Annotated in this window: 10 protein-coding genes and 2 riboswitches; of the genes, 7 read left to right on the plus strand and 3 right to left on the minus strand. The window is 46.4% G+C overall.

Translation table 11 applies throughout. From position 1 onward, the window contains the following. Window positions 1-113: 113 nt before the first annotated feature. Window positions 114-2,183, minus strand: coding sequence for a beta-N-acetylhexosaminidase (locus AC5RDS_RS04360; RefSeq protein WP_494222222.1), 2,070 nt, complete (start codon window positions 2,181-2,183; stop codon window positions 114-116). 17 nt (window positions 2,184-2,200) lie between these two features. After that, window positions 2,201-4,528 carry a glycoside hydrolase family 20 protein gene (locus AC5RDS_RS04365; RefSeq protein ID WP_494222223.1) on the minus strand — a complete coding sequence of 776 codons (2,328 nt, stop codon included), beginning with the start codon at window positions 4,526-4,528 and terminating at the stop codon, window positions 2,201-2,203. A 232-nt stretch (window positions 4,529-4,760) separates the two neighbouring features. Further along, a riboswitch (cobalamin riboswitch) is annotated at window positions 4,761-4,953 on the plus strand. 55 nt (window positions 4,954-5,008) lie between these two features. On the opposite strand from AC5RDS_RS04365, the gene AC5RDS_RS04370 reads away from it, so the two are divergent. The 7 genes from AC5RDS_RS04370 to AC5RDS_RS04400 all read left to right on the plus strand — a co-directional run bounded on the left by AC5RDS_RS04370 (window position 5,009) and on the right by AC5RDS_RS04400 (window position 17,030). Then, on the plus strand, window positions 5,009-7,213 hold the full coding sequence (locus tag AC5RDS_RS04370; RefSeq protein WP_013612627.1) for a TonB-dependent receptor: 2,205 nt from the start codon (window positions 5,009-5,011) through the stop codon (window positions 7,211-7,213). Window positions 7,214-7,240: 27 nt separating this feature from the next. Beyond that, complete coding sequence (gene hmuT, locus AC5RDS_RS04375; protein WP_013612626.1) at window positions 7,241-7,921, plus strand: HmuT family protein; 681 nt, start codon at window positions 7,241-7,243, stop codon at window positions 7,919-7,921. A 25-nt stretch (window positions 7,922-7,946) separates the two neighbouring features. After that, a complete protein-coding gene (locus AC5RDS_RS04380) occupies window positions 7,947-8,567 on the plus strand; it encodes a MotA/TolQ/ExbB proton channel family protein (protein ID WP_494222224.1) in 621 nt (206 codons plus the stop codon). Continuing rightward, the gene (locus AC5RDS_RS04385; RefSeq protein ID WP_013612624.1) at window positions 8,564-8,887 is read left to right on the plus strand and encodes a DUF2149 domain-containing protein; all 324 of its coding nucleotides are present in this window, start codon (window positions 8,564-8,566) and stop codon (window positions 8,885-8,887) included. The genes AC5RDS_RS04380 and AC5RDS_RS04385 overlap by 4 nt, the downstream gene beginning before the upstream one ends. A 42-nt stretch (window positions 8,888-8,929) precedes the next feature. Continuing rightward, window positions 8,930-9,131, plus strand: a riboswitch (cobalamin riboswitch). A 139-nt stretch (window positions 9,132-9,270) separates the two neighbouring features. After that, window positions 9,271-11,484, plus strand: coding sequence for a TonB-dependent receptor (locus tag AC5RDS_RS04390; RefSeq protein WP_162609970.1), 2,214 nt, complete (start codon window positions 9,271-9,273; stop codon window positions 11,482-11,484). 36 nt (window positions 11,485-11,520) lie between these two features. Then, window positions 11,521-12,699, plus strand: coding sequence for an HmuY family protein (locus tag AC5RDS_RS04395; RefSeq protein WP_049782911.1), 1,179 nt, complete (start codon window positions 11,521-11,523; stop codon window positions 12,697-12,699). Window positions 12,700-12,782: 83 nt separating this feature from the next. Continuing rightward, a complete protein-coding gene (locus AC5RDS_RS04400) occupies window positions 12,783-17,030 on the plus strand; it encodes a cobaltochelatase subunit CobN (protein ID WP_494222225.1) in 4,248 nt (1,415 codons plus the stop codon). A 319-nt stretch (window positions 17,031-17,349) separates the two neighbouring features. On the opposite strand, the gene AC5RDS_RS04405 is transcribed toward AC5RDS_RS04400, so the two are convergent. After that, window positions 17,350-18,807 (minus strand): DUF4062 domain-containing protein, encoded by a 1,458-nt coding sequence (locus AC5RDS_RS04405; protein ID WP_013612620.1) that lies wholly within the window; start codon window positions 18,805-18,807, stop codon window positions 17,350-17,352. Window positions 18,808-18,823 lie beyond the last annotated feature (16 nt).

Here is an 18,823-nt window from a genome sequence, read left to right on the forward strand (position 1 = left end):
TCAGCGCACGCAATAATCCCAGCGTGAAAGTGGTTTTTCCGCTGCCCGACGAAGCTGCACCGATGAGAAATTGAGATGTATGCATATTTTCCGCAATAGATAGTGATTCATTTTTACTTCACGATGATTTCGTCCGTGAACAACCAACCGCGTAAATCCTTGTCCGAACGGGCCTGGTAACGCACGTAACGGGTCGAGGCACATCCTGTCCAACCGAAGTTTCCAAAGCAGACCGGTTTTTCTTTCGATACCTTGTATTCCTCTCGCTTCGCTTCCACGAAATTCTTCCCGTCTGTCGAGAAAGAAACGATCACTTCGCACGGCAAAAACACCTCGGGATTCACCACTTGAATAAAAGTTGCCTCCACGGAAGTTATGCAAATGGCTTTCCCCAGGTCGATAGTTACATCGAGGCGGTCCCGCGATATAAATCCCTGCCACGCGCCATCGGAATACGTCCATCCCCCGCGGATGCCATCCGTCAGGGTCTTATCCCCCTGCGCTTTGTAATGTTCGTTATAAGGAGCATTGTACACCACCGGTTTCCCCAATGCCAAATGAACGACCTTTTCCTTTGCTTCGGGACGTTCCCCTAACTCTTGCTCCAGGGGAAAAGGATGGTACCCCCGGTCACGCAACCATCCGATCTCCCGGCATACCCGCCTGCGAAAATCAGGATATGACTTGTTGGCAGGTTCACTCCACGCCACTTCAGCGATAGCCAACAAACGGGGATAAGCCATATATTCGTAATGTTCATCGGTAGGGATATACTCCGCCCACAAATTGCCCTGCACGCCATAAATCAATTTCGCCTCTTCCTCTGTGAACGCGGGAGATACCGGGTCATACGAATACACGTTAGCCAGTGGCAAATACCCCCCGCTTGCTTCCGGCTGAAACTGCGGTGCATCCTGGTAACTATCCAGATAACAAAATTTTCCGGGAGTCATCACGACACGATGCCCGGCTTTCACGGCCCTTACTCCGCCTTCCTCGCCCCGCCACACCATCACCGTGGCATTCGGAGCCAACCCGCCTTCCATGATCTCGTCCCATCCCAACAACTTACGCCCGTGGCCGTTCAAAAACTTCTCCACACGGCAAATCAGATAACTCTGTAATTCATCCTCGTTCTTCAACTCCTCGTCCGCCATCCGCCGCCGGCATTTCGGACAACTCTTCCATGCCTGTTTGCCAGCCTCATCGCCCCCGATGTGAATATATTCCGACGGGAAAAGCGCCATCACCTCGGTAAGTACATTTTCCAGAAAAGTAAACGTTTCCTCGTTACCCACGCAAAAATCAGACCCCTTATAAGGTTCACCCGCACACGATAAACCGGGATAAGCCGCCAATACCTCTTCCGAATGGGCAGGCATCTCTATCTCAGGAATTATCGTGATATGGCGTTCCGCCGCGTAACGCACCAGCTCCCGGATATCCTCCTGCGTGTAATACCCGCCTTGAGCGGCAGGATCCTCCCGCTCGCAATACTTGCGTCCATCGGCAGTATTCCACCATTTCTTCCATTCCGCTTCCGGGCGCCACGCTGCAAAACTTGTGAGCCTCGGGTATTTTTTGATCTCGATACGCCAACCGGCGGCATCCGTCAAATGCAAATGCAAGCGGTTCAACTTATAACGGGCCATAGCGTCTATCTGCTTCTTGACAAACTCCTTCGGGCGGAAATGACGCGAAACATCTATCATGAATCCGCGGTACCCGAACCGCGGGAAGTCTTTAACCGTCACCGCCGGAACTGTCCAGCCTCCCCGTTCATCCGGCTTCATCAATTGCAGCAATGACTGCAAACCGTAAAACAAACCGGTTGCGGTAGAGGCCGATACCGTCACTATTTCCGGTTTAACTTCCAAAACATACCCTTCGGGATGAATGCCCGCATCGGATATTTTTTGAAAAAATACGACATCCTTGCCCGTATGATCTTTTCCGTGCCATTCTTGTCTCCCCGTAGATAACTCCGCTGCCGCGTAATTGACTAAACTTTCCTTCTCCGCTCCACTCAGATTGGTGTGCCATGCCGTAACTTCCGATATACGGAACTCTCCTGTTCCCGGGAGTACTTCCCTCGGGACAGGAATCACCCTTTCCTCCTGTGCCGACAATGTTCCCCAGACACCCAGGAACACGCTGAAAAACAGATTCCGTACAAACGACATATCTTCCGAATCTTTCTTTAATTCACTACTATTTCATCCACAAACAAAAACGCCGGGTAACCTTTCCCGGGATGCCAATCGGGCATTACATTCTCGGGAGAAGCCATAATCCGCATGTAACGGGCTTTCACCGGGGCAAATGTCTGCTTATGCACGTACAATCCGTTACGGTCGGATTCCTGCATCTCCGGGTATTCCCCGAAAAACACGCGCTCAAAATTTTTCCCGTCCTCCGAAACCTCTATGGCCACGGAACGCACGTCGAATATCCAATCCCCTTTTTCTACGCAATTGTGAAATGTCACGGAAGAGATTTCCTCAACCCGGCATAAATCGATCGTCACATCCATATCATTACCCCGGAAAGCGATCCAACGCCCCGTTTTATAATTGCCATTCCCCTGCAAACCATCGACAAGAGTCGTGATTCCGTTGAACTTGTACTGCTCGTTTATGGGCTGGTTAGCGACTATCGGCTTGCAAGTCGATTTGCCGAAAGTGATCTTTTCCGTCACTACGCGGCTGTTTCCTGAGGGACGCACCGCCATCGCCCGAAACGTTCCGCTTTGACTGACAGACAACACCCCCGCCGTCACCGGCGACTGAACCGTGGGTTCCGTCCCGTCCAGCGTATAATGAATCGGTGCGTCGTCAATCGTGCCCGTGAAAATATCCACCGTCCCGTTTTTCGTGTTAACGCGATAATCTGCCGTCACATCGAATATATGCTTCGCGTAATTATATCCCAGGGCATCGTACAAACGAGTCAGCCGCAACAATCGTTCTAGAAAATCAGCGTAATCTTTCTTCTCCGGTTGGCTCCACTGAATTTCGCAAAGAGCCGCCCAGCGCGGTAAAGCCATGTATTGTAATTGCGGGAAAGTGGTGATATATTCCGTCCAATGGTTCGCCTGCACGCCTTTGATAAACTTCTGCTCGTCAGAAGTGAGCATTGAAGGTATGGGTTCGTAACCATACACGTGTGCTAGCGGGGAGTAACCTCCATTCGCTTCCGGTTCTTCCTCGGTATCCTTGCTCTGGTAATGATTGAAATACAAGTAAGTGTCCGGAGTCATGATCACATCATGATGTTGGCGTGCGGCCTCGATACCTCCACCTTCCCCGCGCCAGGACATCACCGTGGCATTCGGGGCCAAACCGCCCTCCAGTGTTTCGTCCCAGCCGATCATCCGGCGCCCGTGTTCATTTAAAAATTTCTCCGCGTGGCAAATAATAAAACTCTGCAAATATTCCTCCTTCGTGTGCCTGTCGTCACCTTTGATACCCAATGCTTTGATACGGGCCTGACATTTCGGGCATTTTTCCCATCTCACCTTGGGGCACTCGTCTCCTCCTACGTGAATGTACTCGGAAGGAAAAATCTCCATAATTTCTGTCAATACGTCATCGATAAAAGTCAACACGCTGTCGTTCCCTGCACAAAGCACTTCTTCGGACACTCCCCACATTCTCCACACTTCGTACGGACCTCCGGTACACCCCAAATACGGATACGCGGCCAATGCCGCCTGCATATGTCCCGGCAAATCGACCTCGGGGATCACGGTAATATAGCGTTCGGCGGCATAGTCCACTATTTCCCGTGCTTGCTCCTGCGTGTAAAAACCGCCATACGGCTTACCGTCATATTTACCGCTATTATGCCCGATCACCGTTTCCGTGCGACGGGAACTTACTGTTGTCAACTCAGGATATTTCTTTATCTCGATGCGCCATCCCTGGTCGTCGGTAATATGCCAATGTAATCGGTTCATGTTATGCAAAACCATCATATCGATAAACTTCTTCACCTCGTCTACCGTGAAAAAATGGCGGCACACATCGAGATGTACCCCCCGGTAACCGAAACGCGGCTCGTCTTCTATCCCGACAGCGGTTAATACGGGAACACTGTTCGCCTTTACAGGGATAGCCTTGCGCAACGTTTGTATGCCATAGAATACGCCTGCCTCACTTGCCCCGGCAATCACTACTCCGCTGGCAGACACATTCACACGGTACCCTTCCGGATTTTTAATACTCGAATCTAATTGTAACGTTACATTTTTCTTCCCGCGCGAACCGGTTTCCACCCGGTAATCCCGTCCGGTAGCCGCTTTCAGGTAATCCGCCAGAAACAAAGCGTTGTGGCGCATTGCCTCGTTCTCTCCCGGGTAAACAATACACACGCCATCATCCAACACGAATTCCCCGCCTGAAAAATTCTCCCGGATTTCCAGCAGGGCAGGAATAATTTCGTAACACGCCTCACTCTTTCTCTCTGAACACGCTAAAAACCAGCCGGCTAAAGCAATCACGCTGACTGTTCTAAATAAATTTTTCATAATAACCATTTCATAACTACAAAAATAACACATGCAAATAAAATAACAAACACGTGCCCGAAGTAATAGGAGAATAATATAAAACGCCATCTCTTTTTTTACCGGTGTTTCGCTTTTAACAAGACCGGATTCGGTTCGACTGTCGTTCCTGAGTCGTAGGCTTCCTGGGCGTATCCCGGTAGTTCATTGAATAATTTCCCGGTTTGTTGCAGGAGATTTTTTTAATTTTTTCTACCTTTGTCACAATTTTGGTGATGTAATAGATTTCATCCGTTACATAAAAGGGAATCCGGTGAGAATCCGGAATAGTGCCCGCTACTGTGAATCCCGTAATTGATAAGTTTCTTATGCCACTGTCCAATGGAGGATGGGAAGGTCGCTTTTCAGGGATAAGTCAGGAAACCTGCCGGAATTATACAGAAAATAAGCATTCCCGGGGTCAGAAATGTGATCGTTAAATGTCTAATTTTCTATCGATTAATGAAAAAGTGGTGTGCGCTGACAAGCGTTTTGTTGTTTGTCATTGGTCAGGTATGGTCGCAAACGACTATCAGCGGTAAAGTGGTGAGTGTTGAATCCGGGAATCCGGTAGATGGTGCCAATATCCGGGTAGACCATAGTCTTGCGGGTTGTTCGACCAATGCTAAAGGAGAGTTTGTCCTTCGGAATCTGCCCGAAGGAACCCATGAGTTGCGGGTGACTCATGTCAGTTATGCTCCCAGATCGGTTACGGTAAAGAGCGGGGAAAGCCAGGTCGTTGTGCAATTGGAAAACAGCTACATCAATATCGGTCAGGTTGTAGTCACCGGAACGGGAACACACCGGCGGATGAAAGACAGCCCGGTGCCGGTATCGGTTATTACGGCTCAGGATATCCGGGAAGCCAACCTCTCGACCATGGAAGAAGTATTGACTAAGATGAATGCTTCGTTTGCTTTTGTGACGAGCGGTATGGGGACAACCATGAGTTTGAACGGCCTGAATGACGATTATATACTGGTGTTGGAAAATGGGCGCCGGCTGGCCGGGGATGACCGGATTTCCCGTATCAATGTCGCTAACATCAAGCGGGTCGAGATTTTGAACGGTGCTGCCTCGGCGCTTTATGGAAGCGATGCGATAGGAGGGGTGATCAATATTATTACCGACGATGCGAAGAATGTGATGCAGGTTTCCAGTGATACCCGTTATGGGAGTAAGGGGCGTTTCTCGGAGGCTGTGAATGCAGATTTTAACCGGGGTAAATTCGGTTCGTATACCTCCTATCAACGCTTGCAGGCCGACGGATGGCAATTGAATGCTTTGGAGGCTGCTTATGCGACGGATAAAGAGACAAAACGGAAATATCGTAATCCGGAAAAAGACAAGGCAACGGATAAGGAAGCTTCGACAGCCTTTTATTCCAATACAGTGAATCAACGTTTTACCTATGCGGTGAACGATCGTCTCACCCTGGGGATAAGGGGTACGTATTATAATTGGGAGAACGATCGGCCGGCATCGGTGTATAAATACAATATGGAGCATGAAACGTATACTTATGGCGCAGGAGCTAAATATATGATCAATAAATCTGCTTATATCGATGCCGATTTTTATTCCGATAATTTCACTTCGCGTTACGACTCGGTCAGTAAGCCCGGAGAAGCTTCCCGGGGGAAAGATACCCGGAAAAAAGTACATTATTACAATGGTTCGTTAAAAGGTATTTTTAAACTCGGACAGGCACAAAAATTTTCTGTGGGTATGGAGTATGTGAAAGAGACATTGATGAGTGCTACCGATGATCTGGATGGGGAAAATATGTATACGATGGCTCTTTTCCTGCAGGATGAAATCCGGTTGTGGAAGAATTTTCAGGCTGTGGTCGGGTTGCGGTATATCTATAACGAATTTTTTAAAAACTATGCTACTCCCAATGTTGTCTTGAGTTATAAGTGGGGCGACCTGAATTTCAGGGCATCTTATGCTTCCGGTTTCCGGACTCCTACCTTATCCCAGTTGTATGCCACGGATGTGGCGAAAACGACGGATATGGTGACGATTCCTAATTTTAACCTGAAATCCGAGAAAAGTGATTATTTTATGCTGAATGCAGAATACGTACACAATAGAATTTCGTTTTCTGTATCCGGATATATCAATAAAATCCGGGATATGATCAACTACCGGGGAATCGATCCGGCTATAGCCGAACAGTTGGGGTATGGTAAACACAATGAGGCCCAACAGCGGGATAATATAAGCCGGGCTGAGGTAAAAGGGGTAAAAGCAGTATTGAATGTATATGCCGGAGCCGGTTTTTCGGTGGGGGGAAGTTATCATTTTATGGATACCGAAGATAAGACAACTCAGGAACCGATCGATAAAAGTGTGAAAAATGTCTGGACGGCCAATGCCCGCTGGGGACACCGCTGGGGATTATATCATCTGAATGTCAACCTTAACGGTCGCATCCAGGAAGGGCGCTACTCTAAGACCTATTATTACGATCCTGCTCCCGGTTTTTCACAATGGGATCTGAATACCCGGCATTCTTTTAACTTGAAATCGGTGGTATTGGAACCGGGGTTCGGGGTGGAAAATCTTTTCGACAAAGTCGACGACCGCCCCTGGAATAGTAATTACTCGACTTTGAATCCCGGTCGTTCGTTTTATGTCAGTTTGTCTGTAAGATTTAATTGATGCGACTATATTGTTTTTGAATTTTATATGGAACATATCCTCTTGCTTTTAGCAATATTGGCACTGGTAAAGTCGGTGTGGGTGATGAGTTTGTGGCCCGGGAAACGGTGTGTTTTAGTATTTGGTTGCATATGTGTGGTTTTTATCGTTTCAGTCCATGATTGTGTCATAGAACTGGGAAAGCCTGTCTTTGACCGGTGGATTTCTGATTATGATTCTTTACTGGATCTTTCCCTGTGGGCTATGGCGGATCTTTTACTGACTGCTTTTCAATGCCGGGTTGCTATGCAATACCGGTTCGGCGGTTCTCTGAAGTTTTGGGAAAAAATGCTATTGTATTGTCCACCGGTAATTATTTTCCCTGTCTTATTTTATCTTCATTTCTCTTTTTTTTATTGGTTTCCTGGCCTGAGTTTCGGACAAGGGACAGGTCTGTTCGGTGTTTGTATTTTGGGTATAGTGAGCGGGGGAACCTGGGGAGTAAAGAAGTTGTTGCCTGAGGTGGAGCTGCGTTTGGAATTGACCGTTCTTTTGGCTTTATTTCTTTTGGCAGGGATTGTGGTGTGTACGGTCTTGCATCCTTCGATACAAGTGGTTCCTGCCATCCGGACGGCGGATTGGAGGCAGACGCTTGAAGTTGCCGGAGTAATGTTATTTTTGATTTTCGGAGGTTTTATCCTGTGGAAATGGCGGAAGTGTAAAAAATGAAATTCAGAATATAAATCTTTAAATCATGGAAAATATTTCGAATGTATTGTTTTGGATCTCTAACGGTTTGTTGGTACCTGTCATTGTAGGTTTGTTATATTTTTTTATCCGGGCTTTGTTTCTTTTAGGGGGAGTTTACGGGGAATATCTCGAACGTAAAAAAACAGAACGGGATTTGAATGAAAAGTTGGAAAATATGGCTGAAGAGGAGGTGTATGGATTTCGGACGGATTTGGGGAAAATGCAACCGACTCCTTTTGTCTTTACCGCCCGGAAGTTGTTGGCTGACGGGATGACTTCCATTCACCGGGATCGTCTGATCGGCGGATATGAAATACAGGAAAGTGCCCGTTTGAATATGGCAAAAAATCTGACGAAATTTGGTCCGATTCTGGGATTGATGGGTACTTTAATCCCTATGGGACCGGCCTTGGTGGGACTTTCCACCGGGGATGTGGCATCGATGGCTTATAATATGCAGGTTGCTTTTGCAACTACTGTTATCGGATTATTTTCGGGTGGGATAGGTTATATTTTGTTACAAGTGAAACAACGGTGGATCGACCGGGATCTGTTGAATCTGGATTTTTTGGCGGGATTGGCCGGAAGGCTTGAGGAACAGGCAGGAAAGGAGGAGATCCGATGAGTCGCCGGCATTTTAATCATCGGGAGGAACATGATCCTGTAGGGATGCTGTCTAATCTGTTCGATGTCGCTATGGTATTTGCTGTAGCGCTGATGGTGGCTTTGGTCACCAAGTTTAATATGACAGAGATCTTTTCGAAGGATGATTTTACAATTGTAAAAAATCCGGGAAAAGAAAATATGGAGATCATTACCAAAGAAGGGGAAAAAATAAATCGGTATAAACCATCTGACAGTGAGGGAGAAGTTGGAAAGAAGGGAAAGAAAATAGGGATTGCTTACGAATTAGAAAATGGAGAAATTATCTATATACCGGAATAAAAATTTTAACTTATTTTTCAAGAAATTCATTGTAAAATATTATATCTTCACATCGATTTTGGTGAATTTCATATTTTCTGTATGAAATGTGAGGGAATCCGGTGAAAATCCGGAACAATGCCCGTTGCTGTAATCTCTTTCCATATTGTTGGAAATATCTACTCACCTTATGCCACTGGAGATTGTCCGGGAAGGCGAGGTAGACGGAGAAAGTCAGAAAACCTGCCGGAATCGGACAATCTTTATTGTTTTCGTGGATCAAGAACAATGAATGAAGAACATAAACAGCTATTGTTTTTATTAACAATGACGGATACAAATCAAGAGGTAGAGTAAATGCCCGTTGCTTGATGGGTGTCGTGTTTATTCAACAAAATATAGACATGAAAAAGTTTTTGTGGGTCATAGGCGGTGTGCTTATGCTGTGGGGGATTCCGCTATCCGGACAGCAGTCCGTAGCACCGGAGATCCCGGAGAGTGCGGTTCGGATGACAAAGGTGTCCGGACAGGTGGTTGATGAAAATACCGGTGATGGGATTCCGCTGGCGACGATTAGTGTAACTGGTTTGGGCTGGGGAACGGTGTGTGACATGAAGGGTTATTTCAAGGTAGAAGTGCCTGTGAATCAGCCTGCTGAATTAACAGTGCGTTCTGTGGGATACGAGACGAAGACACTGGTATTGGAATCGGATGTCACCGGGAATCTGGTCGTTCGGCTGAAGAAAAGCCTGCTGAACCTGGATGAGGTGACGGTAACGGGTACGCGAACGGAAAAAACGGTGGCTGAAACGCCGGTAATGACACGGATTGTGCCATCGGAAGTATTGCAACGGAACGATTTCGAGAGTATGATCGATGTGTTGGAGTATAATATTCCCGGTTTGCGTTTTAATACCGATCCTCGTGGAAATAATATTCAGGTACAGGGGTTGGAAAACAGTTATATTTTGATCCTGGTAGACGGAGAACGTTTGTCGACGACACCGGGCGGACCGATCGATTTCGACCGGTTGACGACTGCCAATATCAAAAAAATCGAGGTATTGAAGGGAGCTGCTTCGGCCTTGTATGGATCGAGCGCGATGGGGATGGTTATCAATATCATCACGGATATACCGAAACGTCCGCTGGAAGGCTGGGCGAAGGTGCGTTATGGAAAGTACAACGATTTGCAATTAGATGCCGGAGTGGGGATGAAATACAAAGGATTTTACGCTCAGACACTTTTCAATCGTACTTCTTCGGATGGATATGACCTGACACCGGAAACTCCGGAATCTTTTACAGAAAATCCTTCTCACCATATGACCATCGAAGAGAAATTGGGTTGGAATAACCAGTATTCCCGCATCACGGTGAAAGGTTCGTTGTATTGGGGTGAAGTGGAAAATCCCTGGGAAAGTACTGCGCCGACACATTACCGTAGTCTGACCAAAACACTACAGGTGAACGCCGAACATGCTTTTAATGACCGCTATAAATTGTACGGTACTTATGCAGGAGATTTTTATACACGTAAGACAGTATATGATTTTCTCTACCTTCCGGATAGCACGAACGCCTGGTCACACGAGCAGACCGTCCGTTTGGTGGATGAATTTAAGCCTTGGGACAATTTGGTGATCGTTAAGGGGTTCGAATGGAACGGGACGAAAAACTATAATAAAATGCAGTATGGTAAAGAAAAAACGATCCGGGATATGGACGATGCCAATCTGTTTGCGCAAGCCGACTGGATGATTACCGATCGGCTGGAGGTGATTGGCGGATTCCGTTATACACACAATTCCGAATTCGGGAGTGCCTTTACACCGAAAATAAATCTGATGTATTCTCCGGGTAATTTCAAGATCCGGGCAGGATACAGCCGGGGATTCAAGACTCCGGGCCTGACAGAGTTGTATTCGGATTTTAATATGGGAAGCGTGTCGCATAATATCGGGAATCCCGATCTGAAAGCGGAACATTCCGATTATTTTTCGGTTTCCGGTGAATATACCTGGCAGGGACGGTTGATGTTGACGGCTGAGTTGTATCAAAATACGGTGGACAATAAGATCAATAGTTATAATGTGGATATAGAGGATCCGAAGCCGGGAGAATTGGGGACAGAGCTTCGTTATGAAAATGTCAAGGGGGTACGTATCCGGGGGGCGGAGGCTACAGCAACGTATTATCCGGTATCGGCATTGCTTTTACGGACATCCTATGCTTTCTGTGATGCTTTGAATAAGGAGACTGGATTGCAATTGTCCGGTAACTCGAAACATGCGATGAATTGGAGTGCTTCGCTGCATGGTAAATTGTTAAAACACGAAGGGGCTGTAACCTTGTCCGGACGCTGGGATTCGAAGCGAATCTCCAAGAGCAGACGGACAGAAACAGATGATTCCGGGCAGGAAGTGGAGGTGATTACCACCCGGACCAAACCGGGTTATACGATGTGGAAACTGACGGCGCAATATACACCCTGGACATGGAAATATATGCGTCTGTCGGTGACCGGTGGTGTCGATAATCTGTTCGATTTCGTCGATACGAGTATTATTTACGACCCGGGACGGCGGTTTTTCGGTTCGTTGATATTACGTTTTTGATAAATAGTTTTCTAATTAATCAATAAAATGAAGAGCATGAATTTAAGACTGAATTTGATGAAGTGGGCCTGCGTTGTATTGGCGTTGGCTGCTGTCGCTTGCGATGATGATAAGAAAAAAACATTACCGGGCGGCGAAACGACTGAGGGGGAAAGAACCCGTACTTTTTTTTCCAATGATTATGCAAGTGGATGGAAATATTTCTCTTTTAAGAAAGGAAATTTTATAGAAACTCCGGCAAAACCTAATGAAAGTTTGGATTGGGATGTCGCTTTCAACCGTTATTATGTGAAAACGAACAGCGGGACTTCAGGTAAAGGTAAAGGAGGATGTATCGATTCCGAAGAAACCGGTTTTGATGCTGTTACTGTTGACAAAAATGCAGCTTTTACAGTAGACGATTCTTTGAGTATTATGACTACGATGGGAAAGAATGGTAAGGATTCTTATAATCCGGAGATAGAGTGTGAGGGATCTAATAGTTGGGCATGGTATAAATATATGGAAGGCGTCTGGTATTATAACCATCATGTTTTCATTTTCCGGTCGGCAGACGGACAAAATTGTGCTAAGGTGATTTTCGATACCTACAAAGATCAAATGGGAAACAGCGGACATATAACTTTCCGTTATATTTATGACGGAGAGCAGGATGCCGATATCGAACAGCCGAAAGAGCCGGAACAACCGGAAGAGCCCGCTCCGGCAGGCGTGACGAAAGATACGGTGGTAAGCAATTATATGGGCGGCCACCGGTGGCATTATTATTCTTTTGCTAAGGGAGAGCTTGTTGATATGACAGACGAGGAAGCTGCTGAAAGTTTGGAGTGGGATATCGCTTTTGACCGGAATTATATCCGGACGAACAGCGGGGAAGGTTGCAAAGGTAATGGCGGAGCCTTGGACATGAATAAGACGGAGTTCGACGATGTGCCCAATCTGCCGACCAGCGGGTATGAGAAGGATAAAACAGCTACCATACAGAATAGTCCGATGTCTTCGCAGAAAGAGATAGAAACAGCCATCAATCCGGCTTTTGTATGCCATGAGGTGGAAGGAACGTGGTTTTATGTAGCAGGTATGGGAGGGGGATATGAGTACAATAACAATGTATTCGGTATCCTGTGTGCCGACGGAACAACGAAAGCAAAACTGATTATGCGTTCTTACGGAAGTAGTCAGATTATTTTTGAATTTGTTTATCCTGCACGTTAAAGTGGTTATTAGATAGTAGTATGATTAGTCCCCGGTAGAGATGATTTATCGGGGATACTCTTAATTTATAAATGTAGTGTGTTATGAGTTTAAAGTCAGGGATATATAAGCATCGTAGAACGGTGCGGCGGGTGGTTGCCGGGGTTGTCGTATTGTGTTGTTTGTGGGCGGTTTATATCCGCTATGTTTCGCCGACACGGGTGGCTCTGGTTAATTTCCCCGCTTATCAGGCATCGAGTATTGCGTTGGCGAACGAAAGCCGGTGGGTACGGGTGGATGTGCTGACAGTAGAGGAGGCCGCAAAAATAGGCCGCTATGATGTAGCTTTGTTTTTCGGACCGGGGTTGCGGCTGAATGGTGATCAGGCGGCGGATATTGAGGCGGCGGGAGCTAAGGGAACGGCGGTTTATACACTGATTTTTCCATCGGGAGTTATTGCAAACCATCATGTAGATAGTTTACAGCAGGAGTTGATCGGTGATTATTACGGGAATGGAAATAAAACGAATTATAAGAATTTACTGGGTTTCTGCCGGACGGCATTGGACCGGCGGAAGTGGTTTGCGCCGGCAGTAGACAGACCGGTGCATTTGCCTTCTGATTATTACTGGCATTTGGGTGAGGAAAATTTTTTCACGGACTTGAACGGGTACAAGAGCTATTGTCGCGAGCATGGTTTTTACAAGGAAGGAGCGCCTTCCGTAGCTCTTGTTTCCGGGATGACTTCACCTTTGAGCGGTAACCGGGCAAATGTAGATACCTTGATTCGCCGTTTGGAGCGTGCCGGAATGAACGTTTATCCGATTCATGCGGCGCGGAAACGGTTGGAAATGTTGAAAGAAGTATCACCGGATGCCGTGATTTATTTGCCGATGGGACGTTTGGGAGGCGATCGGGCAGTGAAGTGGCTTGAGGAGCGGAATATCCCTTTGTTTTGTCCATTGACTTTGCTGCAAAAACGGCAGGAGTGGGAAGCTGATCCGCGTGGGTTGACAGGTAGTTATCTTTCGGCTAGTGTCGTGCTGCCGGAAATTGACGGAGGAGGGCGTCCGGAGGTATTGTCGGTTCAGGATGCCGATGAAAACGGATATTATCAGTTTGTGCCGGTGGATGACCGGGTAGATGATTTGGTAGAAGCAATTTGCCGGCAGGTGAAATTACAGCGGATGCCAAACCGGGATAAACGTATTGCTGTTGTTTATCTGAAGGGACCGGGACAGAGTGCTCTGACAGCAGCAGGGTTGGAAGTGGCACCTTCGTTGTATGAATTGCTGAAACGGTTGAAAGCGGAAGGTTATACAGTAGAGGGTATTCCGGAAACGGAAAAGGAATTCGAGGCGATGCTCCAACGGGAAGGTAGTGTTTTCGGTAGTTATGCGAAGGGACGGATTGCGGAGTTTATGGCGACGGGACATCCTGAGTGGATAAAAAAATCGGATTATGAAGCGTGGGCGCAAAAGGTGTTGACTCCGGAAAAATATGCGGAGGTGGTGGAGCGTTATGGAGAGGCTCCCGGTAGTTATATGGTTGGGGAACAAGATGGTGAACCGGCTTTGGCATTTGCTTGTCTGCATTTTGGAAATGTGGTTTTAATGCCACAGCCACCTGCGGCATCCGGGGATGATGAGTTTAAGATTGTACATGGTGCAAAGGTGGCACCACCTCATGCTTATATGGCTCCTTACCTTTGGATTCAGAACGGATTTAAAGCGGATGCCTTAATCCATTTCGGAACGCATGGTAGCCTGGAATTTACGCCGGGTAAGCAGGCCGCTCTGTCGCGGGAGGACTGGTCAGACCGGATGGTAGGAACTTTACCGCATTTTTATTATTATACCATTGCAAATGTGGGTGAAGGGATCGTAGCCAGGCGAAGGACGTATGCTTCACTGGTGTCTTATCTGACACCTCCGTTTATGGAGAGCCGTACACGCGGACAGTATGAAGAACTTTTCGACTTGATTTCTCGTTACGACCGGACTTCGGAAGCGCAACGACAGGAGGTGGCATTGCAGATTAAGCAGAAGGTGGTTGCATTGGGATTACATCATGATTTGCAGCTGGATAGTGTGATTACTATACCGAGTACAGAGCAGGAAATTCGGCAGGTAGAGAGTTTTGCCGAAGAAATTGCCAATGAAAAGATGACGGGCAAGCTTTATACAATGGGGCAAGTGTATGCCGGGAAAGAAATGGAGGAGACTGTCGTTGCCATGAGTGCCGAGCCACTGGCCTATAGTCTGGCCCGGCTTGACCGGCAGAAAGGGAAAATTACACCGGAACAATATAATGATAATGTGTTTATATCCAGATACTATTTGTCAGATTCCCGTCAGTTGGTGAGAAAGGCACTACGGACTGGCAGCAATTTGTCGCTCGGGGAGTTGGGGGTGAATATGGAAGATGTGATGCGGGCGAAAGCGACGGAAATGGCTGTAAGTCCGCGGCAATTGTCGATGAGTGAGATGATGGCGATGGCTTCGGAAGCAGGTAATAATATTTCCGAAGGCGTGAAAAAAAGTGAGGGAGGAATGAAAATGCCGGCCGGAATTCCGAAAGTCGGTAAGATGCCGGATTGGGTGAAAAAAAGGATTGAAGCCCGGAAAAAGGCGGAAGCGGAAGGGAAAAAAGCGGAGATGCCGGAAGTTCCGGCGGAAGAAAAAGAATTTGCACAGGCGGTTGGGGAGATTGAGCGGACAGCTGAAAATATACAACAGTATGTACAGGAATTGCGTGAGTCTCCGGAACGGGAAATGCGTTCGTTGTTGAATGCGTTGAACGGTGGATTTATAGCTCCGTCGCCGGGAGGGGATGCTGTGCGTAATCCGAATACACTGCCGACCGGGCGTAATCTCTTCGGTATTAATGCCGAAGCAACACCCGGTGTGAGGGCCTGGGACGAAGGGAAGGCGTTGGCCAAGTCCACGCTCGACCGGTATTATCGTAAGCATGGTGAATATCCGCGTAAAGTCAGTTACACTTTTTGGGCGGGGGAGTTTATCGAAACTGAGGGAGCGACTTTGGCTCAGGCTTTGTATATGTTGGGGGTTGCCCCTGTTCGTGACGGAATGAATCGTGTGACAGATCTGCGTTTGATTCCATCGGCTGAACTGGGTCGGCCGAGGATAGACGTTGTGGTTCAGACCTCCGGACAATTACGTGATGTGGCTGCTTCCCGTTTGGAATTATTGACTAAGGCTGTGAAAATGGTGGCTCAGTCGGAAAATGACACTTGCGGGAATTATGTGTCGGAAGGAACGGTAGAATCAGAAAGAATTTTGTTGGAAAAAGGTTTCTCTCCGAAAGAAGCCCGTGAACTGTCGACAGTACGTGTTTTCGGTGGAGCCGGTTATGGAACGGGAATCACGGGATTGGTGGAAAAAGGGGATGCCTGGGAAAAGGAATCCGAGATTGCTGCCCGTTATCTTTCGAATATGGGGATGATGTACAGTGACGGTAAAGCCTGGGGTAAGTATGGTAAAGAGGTTTTTGAAGCGGCTCTACATGATGCGGATGTGGTCGTTCAACCCCGTCAGAGTAATACATGGGGAGCTTTGAGTTTGGATCATGTTTATGAGTTTATGGGTGGTCTGAATCTTACGATAAGGCAGGTTACGGGTAAGGATCCGGAAACTTATTTGAGTGACTACCGGAACAGGAACCACATGCGCGTGCAGGACCTGAAAGAGGCGATAGGGGTAGAAGGACGTACTACTCTTTTTAATCCTGAGTATATTCGTGAAAAAATGAAAGGAGGAGCTTCGTCGGCCGCTCTTTTTGGTGAAACGATCCGGAATACTTTCGGATGGAATGTGATGAAGCCTTCGGTGATAGGAAACGATATTTGGGATCGTATCTATCAAGTGTATGTAAAAGATGAGTTCAATCTGGGGATACACCGTTTTTTTGAAGCGGAAAATCCGGCAGCGTTGCAGGAGATTACAGCAGTGATGTTAGAAACAGCACGGAAAGGATACTGGAAAGCAACGGAGGAGCAATTGAAGGAAATATCCGGCTTGCATGTCCGGTTTATCAGTGAGCATGGACCGGCCTGTTCCGGATTTGTATGCGATAATCAGAAATTGCAGAAATTTGTAATTTCTCATATACCTGAAAATGGTCGTGAAGTATATCAGGAACAATTGGACAGGACCCGGGAAGTGCAAACCGAACATAGGCAGAATGCGGTGGTGTTGAAAAAAGAGGCTTCTTATCAGCCGGCGCAAGAAAACCGGAATACCTTAATCGGTCTGAAACCTGTATTTACCGGGATGCTGATCGTTGGGATACTATTGGTTTTAGTGGTAATCTGGAGGCGGAAAAAAAGATAAATGAGAATTTAGCAGTTGGTTTGACCATCTAGTTTAGCTTCTATCTCTTTGATTTTCAGCTTGCCCGACATTAGTTTCGGAAGAAGTGTGTCACGAAGGCAAATAGGCCTGTCATTTTCTTGTAACACCTTTGCCATTTGCTCAAAATGGCAAAGGTGTCGTTCATCGTTCTTGCCTCATATTCGGAGGGTATTCTGATTTCAAATTCGGGCAATGCTTTTTTATTAAGGTGAAGTACGGTAGTTCCATTCACATATCCGAGACAATGTCCCTTAAATTGTATTTTGATATAAAGGGCAAAGAGATTGGCTATTTTATCTTATTTATCAGTTATTATCCATTCTCCTATTTTACCTCCCTTTCTAGTCAGCCTTTCATCTGCTCGTAATTGCCCCATTATCTTACGAACTTGCCGTTCACTTAAATCAAGCCTTCTTGCAAGTTCTGCCCTTGATATAGAAGGATTATTCTTTATCAGTCCAATAAGGTCTTCGACTTCTTTTGGATCACTTTGGATCATCTTTGGATCATCTTTGGATCGCTTTGGATCGCTTTGCTCTTCTGTCCTCCAAATGACTACTCTGAAATCTTCCTCCTGGTAAAACTCCGGTGTCTTCAACCCATAATCGCGACATTTCTCAATAATATCTTCTGTACCAGTACCAACCTTCTCGATATACCCCTTCCAATACATCGGATCGGCTATCAATGGATTAGTCGGCAGAGACTTATGAGGTCCTTGAAGTTTCTGCACCGTGAGTCCATACGGTAGTTGTCCTGGATTCCAAATCTCCAGCCTATTCCGGAATAGCATCACCTGAACACTTGCATTACTCGTATAATCTCTATGACAAATGGCATTGACAATCGCTTCTTTAACTGCATCAATAGGCAATTCAGGATGAGTTGGAACAGATGCTGTTTCTCCTTCATCACGAGTACCCACCCAATTATTCACACGACTCATTACAAAACTCGTTGATTGATCCACCAATTCAAATACATCTCCACGATAAATCTGATATGCTGGCATAGGCTTTCTCACCACATTACCATAAAACTGAACGCATTTAACTTCTGAAGGTATGAAATATTTCTGAGGTTTCTTGCCGAAAAGCAGAATTGCAGCATTGGCAATCCTATCGTTTTCATCAATCAAATCCAAATGAGTAAGCAACTCTTTTATGGGAGTATCTACCGAAAGTGGAAAATTTCGTTTTGAACGGGCAACTTGAAGAAAACTACGTATTTTATCCTCATCCAAATCATCAAGTGTAGCTCCATTGTCGTATGAGGCATCGAACGGTCGCCATCTTATATATTCTTTTTCCTCAAGATAACGAATCAATGATGCATATACAGATGTACGTAATCCTTCTAAATCCACGAATGTCTTGCGAACAATATCACGCTCCACTTTCTTTATCAGAGCAGTCTCTTTTGGATGCCTATCGTCTTCATTAATGCTCTTGATATAGATTAAACGGCTCTTATGTAATTCCGCAGCTAAATCGTATTCTCGTTCTGTCGGTGAAACACCCTCTGCATCTTCATATCCGTACAAATTACCATACAAGCCCAAGTATATATCACATAGTTTCACCTCATTCAAATATACATGACTTATCGGATACTCATTCGCTGGAACCTCCTCAAAAATGAAAGGTTCAAAAAATTTCCCCAACAATACATCTGTTCGGATATAATGACAAAGCATAGCTCGCTCTTTCGAGAACTCACTCTGTACACTGCTTATGAATATTTTAATTCGTCTCATAAATGCGGTAAATTCA

The sequence above is a fragment of the Odoribacter sp. genome (assembly GCF_985060555.1).

Excerpts from the sequence above, each read along its gene's own strand:
- AC5RDS_RS04360 (WP_494222222.1), bottom strand. The coding sequence starts at position 2,183 with ATGTCGTTTGTACGGAATCTGTTTTTCAGCGTGTTCCTGGGTGTCTGG.
- AC5RDS_RS04365 (WP_494222223.1), bottom strand. The coding sequence starts at position 4,528 with ATGAAAAATTTATTTAGAACAGTCAGCGTGATTGCTTTAGCCGGCTGG.
- AC5RDS_RS04370 (WP_013612627.1), top strand. The coding sequence starts at position 5,009 with ATGAAAAAGTGGTGTGCGCTGACAAGCGTTTTGTTGTTTGTCATTGGT.
- hmuT (WP_013612626.1), top strand. The coding sequence starts at position 7,241 with ATGGAACATATCCTCTTGCTTTTAGCAATATTGGCACTGGTAAAGTCG.
- AC5RDS_RS04380 (WP_494222224.1), top strand. The coding sequence starts at position 7,947 with ATGGAAAATATTTCGAATGTATTGTTTTGGATCTCTAACGGTTTGTTG.
- AC5RDS_RS04385 (WP_013612624.1), top strand. The coding sequence starts at position 8,564 with ATGAGTCGCCGGCATTTTAATCATCGGGAGGAACATGATCCTGTAGGG.
- AC5RDS_RS04390 (WP_162609970.1), top strand. The coding sequence starts at position 9,271 with ATGAAAAAGTTTTTGTGGGTCATAGGCGGTGTGCTTATGCTGTGGGGG.
- AC5RDS_RS04395 (WP_049782911.1), top strand. The coding sequence starts at position 11,521 with ATGAATTTAAGACTGAATTTGATGAAGTGGGCCTGCGTTGTATTGGCG.
- AC5RDS_RS04400 (WP_494222225.1), top strand. The coding sequence starts at position 12,783 with ATGAGTTTAAAGTCAGGGATATATAAGCATCGTAGAACGGTGCGGCGG.
- AC5RDS_RS04405 (WP_013612620.1), bottom strand. The coding sequence starts at position 18,807 with ATGAGACGAATTAAAATATTCATAAGCAGTGTACAGAGTGAGTTCTCG.